Origin of the sequence: Burkholderia sp. Ac-20384, from assembly GCF_017104605.1 — a bacterium.
Taxonomy (GTDB): Bacteria; Pseudomonadota; Gammaproteobacteria; order Burkholderiales; family Burkholderiaceae; genus Burkholderia; species Burkholderia lata.
Genome location: NZ_JAAGPE010000485.1, coordinates 1 through 4,574 on the forward strand (window position 1 = coordinate 1; position 4,574 = coordinate 4,574).

Below are 4,574 nucleotides of genomic sequence, written 5' to 3' on the forward strand. Positions count from 1 at the left end.
TCGGGTGCCGCCGCCGCGAAGTAACGCAGCGTCAGTCTCGGCGCGGCCGTCCGGCCGCGCCCGCCATCTTCCTCCCCGTCAGACCCCGATGCCCAGTAGTGCCAGCGCGCCGAGCACGACGAACAGCACGGCCGCGATGCCGTGCACGAGCTTCGTCGGCAGGCGGTGCGCGAAGCGGTCGCCCAGCAGGATCGCGGGCACGTTCGCGAGCATCATCCCGAACGTCGTGCCGGCCACGACACCGATGTAGTCCTGGAAGCGCGCGGCCAGCGCGACGGTCGCGATCTGCGTCTTGTCGCCCATTTCCGCGAGGAAGAACGCGACGAGGGTCGCACCGAACACGCCGAGCCGCGAACGGTTGGTATTGGCCTCGTCGTCGTCGAGCTTGTCCGGCACGAGGATCCACAACCCCATCGCGATGAACGAGAACGCGAGCGCCCAGCGCATGATCGACGGCGTGACGAGCACGCCGAGCCATTCGCCGAGTGCGCCGGCGAAACCGTGGTTCACGAGTGTCGCGACGAGCACGCCAAGAATGATCGGCACCGGCTTGCGATAGCGCGCGGCCAGTACGAGGGAAAGCAGTTGGGTCTTGTCGCCGATTTCAGCGAGGGCGACGGCGCCTGTGGAGATCAGGAAGGCTTGGGACACGGATGGGGTTCCACGGGCCGATGTTGTGCGTGCGAGCGACGATCCACCGCGCGCCGGGCCCTGATGCGGCGCGCTGTGAACCATCGGTCTCGCCAGGCCAACGTGGCTGCGTCCGCCATGGCCTGACGGCCAAGTCTGTTGACGGACGCCTCCGTCACGATGCGCGCCGGGGGCGCGGGACATCGAGCGGAGCGGCTACTCCCCAATGAGCGGCGAATTCTAGCACGGCGCGTCGCGCGCGGGAAAGCGGTTGGCGGGCGCTGTGCGTGGCGTCGGGGCGGGATCGGCGGACGGCAATCTCCGGCGGGACGGGCGGCCCGGCAGGCACGGTGGCGGATGCCCGCGCCTGCCGGGAAACGCGCCCGGAACGCCGTTACGCGGCCGCGCGGCGTGCCGCGCCGCGCTCGTGGACGAGTTTGCCTGCCGCATAGGTGCGGTACACCGCGCGGTCGTCGCCGAGCAGCGCGAATGCGAACAGCAGCTCCTCGAGCGAATCCGCGCGCTTCGTGCGGCGCGCGAGCAGCGGCGTGGCCTGCGGATCGAGCACGACGAAGTCGGCCTCGGTGCGCGGCGCGAGCGTACCGACCGTATCGGTAAGGTCGAGTGCCTGCGCGGCGCCGGCCGTCGCGAGCCAGAACATCCGCGTCGCGGTCAGGTGGTGGCCCGACAGCCGCGCGACCTTGTGCGCCTCGTTCATCGTCTGCAGCATCGAGAACGACGTGCCGCCGCCGACGTCGGTCGCGAGCGTGACGGGCACGTCGTATTCACCGGCCTTGTCGAAATCGAACAGCCCGCTGCCGAGGAAGAAGTTCGAGGTCGGGCAGTGTGCGACGACCGTGCGCGTCTCGGCCATCCGGCGGCGGTCCTCGTCGTCGAGGTGGATGCAGTGGCCGTACACCGCGCGCGGGCGCAGCAGACCGTAGCGGTCGTAGATGTCGAGATAGCTGCGATGGCCGGGGAACAGCTCGGCCACCCATTTCACTTCATCGACGTTCTCCGCGACGTGGCTCTGCACGAACACGTCCGGATGGCGGCGCGCGAGCTCGCTGCACGCCTCGAGCTGCGCCTCGGTCGACGTCGGCGCGAAGCGCGGCGTGAGCGCATACATCTGGCGGCCCTTGCCGTGCCAGCGGTCGATCAGCTCGGCGCTGTCGTCGTAACCCGATTGCGCGGTATCGCGCAGGAATTCGGGGCAGTTGCGGTCCATCAGCACCTTGCCCGCGATCATCCGCAGGTCGCGTGCGTCGCTCGACGCGAACAGCGCATCGGCCGACTGCTTGTGCACCGTGCAGTAGACGAGCGCGCTCGTCGTGCCGCAGGCGAGCAGTTCGTCGACGAAGAAGTCGGCGACTTCGCGCGCATGCTCGGGATCGCCGAACTGGCGCTCGGTCGGGAACGTGTACTTGTCCAGCCACGGCAGCAGGCCCGGCGCCGGCGACGCGATCATGTCCGTCTGCGGATAGTGGATGTGCGTGTCGATGAAACCGGGCACGATCAGCTTGTCGCGCAGGTCATGGACGATCGTGTCGCGCGCGAGCGTCGCGGCGAGCTGCGCGTACGGGCCGGCCGCGACGACCTTGCCGTCGTCGACGATCAGGAGGCCGTCGGTCTCGTAGTTCGCGGCCTGGCTCGATTGCGCCGGGTCGCCGTTGAAGGTCAGCAGCTGGGAACGAAAAGCGGTTTGCGTCATGACGAATGGTCCTGCATCAAGGTAAGGCGAACAGAAGAAAACGAGCGACGCCGCACGAGGGCAAGGCGGCGCCTGGCGAGCGGGTGCGGCACACTGCGTGCGGCACGACCGGATGCGATAGCGCGAGCGAACGTGGCGGCCGTAGCCGCCAGCGAGTGGTTGCCGGCGGGCCTCGCAGCCGTTGCGCTCGCGACCGGTGCGGTGGCGAGCGCAACAGCAAATCGCGACGGCAGGCACGCGCGCGCGACGACGAACGACGCCGTCGCCGTGCGCTCACGCGCGCGGTCGTCCCGGCGCAAGGCCGGGCCGGTGGTCGCGAAGCGGATGCCGTTGCCGTGTTTCATCTGTCAGCGTTCCTCGATGCCGGCCGTCACGCGGCTTGCCAGTACGCGTCGAGGCGCGCGTACAGTGCGTCGCGCTGCGCCGGTTCGATGAACGACGCCTCGAAGCCGTTGCGGATCACCGCATGGACTTCGGCATCCGTGAGTTGCAGCCCTTCGGCCGTCGCGAAGTAGTTTTCGTTGACGTAGCCGCCGAAATAAGCCGGATCGTCGGAGTTGATCGTCACCGCGACGCCGCGATCGAGCAGCGCCTTCAGCGTGTGCTTCGCCATGTCGTCGAACACGCAAAGCTTCAGGTTCGACAGCGGGCACACGGTGAGCGCCGTGCGGGTTTTCGCGAGGCGTTCGACGAGTGCCGCGTCCTCGATGCTGCGCACGCCATGGTCGATCCGGTCGACCTTCAGCACGTCGAGCGCTTCGTAGATATAGGCGGGCGGGCCTTCCTCGCCCGCGTGCGCGACGAGCTTCAGCCCGAGCGCGCGCGCCTTCTCGAACACGCGGGCGAACTTCGTCGGCGGATGGCCCAGCTCGGACGAGTCGAGGCCCACGCCGATCAGGCGATGGCGATAGCGCTCGAACAACGGCAGTGCGGATTCGAACGTCGCGAGCGCGTCCTCTTCGGACAGGTGGCGCAGGAAGCACAGAATCAGCTTGCTCGACAGCCCGCGTTGTTCGGCGTCGGCGAGTGCACGCTCGATGCCCGCGACGACCGTGTCGATCGGCACGCCACGTTCGGTGTGCGTCTGCGGATCGAAGAACAGCTCGGTGTGGACGACGTTGTCGGCGAGTGCGCGTTCGCAGTACGCGGCCGTCATGTCGTAGAAATCCTGCTCGGTCAGCAGCACGCTCGCGCCTGCGTAATAGATGTCGAGGAACGATTGCAGGTCGGTGAATGCGTACGCGGCGCGCAGCGCGTCGATCGAGTCGTACGCGAGCTTCACGCCGTTGCGCTGCGCGAGCGCAAAAATCAGTTCGGGCTCGAGCGAGCCTTCGATATGGATGTGCAGCTCCGCTTTCGGCGCGCGGGCAATCTTGTCCTTGAATGTCGGGGTCATGGCGTCGTTCTTGGTCGGTCAGTAGGTAGGGGAAGCCTGTGCGGACGCATTCGCGTTTGCCTCGACGGCCTGCAGCAATTGCGCCGCCACCGAGATCGCGATCACTTCGGGTGCCTTGTCGATGATGCCTTCGACACCGATCGGGCAGCGCATCCGCGCGACCTGGGCCGGGTCGATGCCGATGGCTGCGAGGCGATGATCGAACTGCACGCGTTTCGCGTGCGAGCCGGTCATCCCGAAGTACGCATAGTCGCCGCGCCGCAGGATGCGCTCGGCCAGCACGAAATCGAGTGCGTGGTCGTGCGTCATCACGACGAAGTAGGACTGCGGCGGTGCGGCGTCGACCGCGTCGGCCGGGGCAGCGGCCGCTTCGATCGCGAGGTTGCCGATGCCGGCGAGCGCGTCGGCCGGCGGGAACACCGCATCGGGCCCGTCGATCCAGCGCACGTGGCACGGCAGCGTCGCCAGCACCTTCACGAGCGCGGTGCCGATGTGCCCGGCGCCGAACAGCACGACGGGGAACGCATACGGCGCGATCGTTTCGGTCATCAGCGACACGCCGCCGGTTTCCCACAGCAGGCAGTCGGCACGCGCGGCTTCCGATTCGGGCTCGCTCAACAGCGGCGCGCCCGGCGAGGGGCCGAATGATACGCTACGCACGGTCGCGGCGCCGGCCGCGACACGCTTCGCGAGCGACAGGATCCAGCCGAGATCGCTCTTCATCGCCTCGAGCTGCGCCTCGAGCTCGCGCAGCTCGTTGACGAGCGGCGAGCCGAGCGCGATGCGACGCCCGAGCGCGCTGCGCAGCGAACGCACGACGTCGATATTGTTCGGCGT

General features: G+C 68.3%; 5 protein-coding genes and 1 riboswitch. All 5 genes read right to left on the minus strand.

The window, feature by feature from the left end; genetic code table 11:
• Positions 1–78: 78 nt before the first annotated feature.
• Positions 79–651, minus strand: coding sequence for a TMEM165/GDT1 family protein (locus tag G3O00_RS40240; RefSeq protein WP_041492773.1), 573 nt, complete (start codon positions 649–651; stop codon positions 79–81).
• Between the two features lie 78 nt (positions 652–729).
• Positions 730–867, minus strand: a riboswitch (yybP-ykoY riboswitch).
• Positions 868–1,024: 157 nt separating this feature from the next.
• Positions 1,025–2,341 carry a guanine deaminase gene (guaD, locus tag G3O00_RS40245; protein WP_011351304.1) on the minus strand — a complete coding sequence of 439 codons (1,317 nt, stop codon included), beginning with the start codon at positions 2,339–2,341 and terminating at the stop codon, positions 1,025–1,027.
• A complete protein-coding gene (locus G3O00_RS40250) occupies positions 2,338–2,685 on the minus strand; it encodes a hypothetical protein (protein ID WP_206146323.1) in 348 nt (115 codons plus the stop codon). The genes guaD and G3O00_RS40250 overlap by 4 nt, the downstream gene beginning before the upstream one ends.
• 26 nt (positions 2,686–2,711) lie before the next feature.
• Positions 2,712–3,737, minus strand: a complete 1,026-nt coding sequence (locus G3O00_RS40255; RefSeq protein ID WP_011351306.1) for an adenosine deaminase — start codon at positions 3,735–3,737, stop codon at positions 2,712–2,714.
• Between the two features lie 18 nt (positions 3,738–3,755).
• A partial coding sequence (gene xdhC / locus G3O00_RS40260; RefSeq protein ID WP_241025566.1) for a xanthine dehydrogenase accessory protein XdhC occupies positions 3,756–4,574 on the minus strand: 819 nt, incomplete at its 5' end.